This window comes from Paenalicyclobacillus cellulosilyticus, assembly GCF_014647315.1.
Classification (GTDB): domain Bacteria; phylum Bacillota; class Bacilli; order Alicyclobacillales; family Alicyclobacillaceae; genus Alicyclobacillus_J; species Alicyclobacillus_J cellulosilyticus.
The window spans coordinates 815-1,118 of record NZ_BMOY01000085.1; the positions used below are offsets into that span (position 1 = coordinate 815).

General features: G+C 42.4%; 1 protein-coding gene. It reads left to right on the top strand.

The features are described 5' to 3' along the window. Positions 1-304, top strand: a 304-nt coding sequence (locus IEX97_RS12875) for an aminotransferase class I/II-fold pyridoxal phosphate-dependent enzyme (protein WP_188883509.1), incomplete at both ends; no start/stop codon positions are given.

The following is a 304-nucleotide window of genomic DNA, read 5'->3' on the forward strand; positions in this document are numbered from 1 at the left end:
GAAGAAGCCATACGCCCAAATACTAAATTAATCTGGGTAGAAACACCTTCAAACCCGATGCTAAAGCTTGCAAATTTACGTGAAATTGCTGAAATTGCAAAAAGAAAAAAGCTCATTAGTGTAGCGGATAACACATTTGCAACCCCATGGCTTCAAAGACCTTTGGAATTGGGGTTTGACATCGTTGTCCATTCGGCTACGAAATACTTAAATGGGCATTCAGATGTGGTCAATGGGGCGGTCGTTATTGGTGATAACGCCGAGCTTGCTGAAAGACTCGCTTTTTTACAAAACTCCTGCGGTG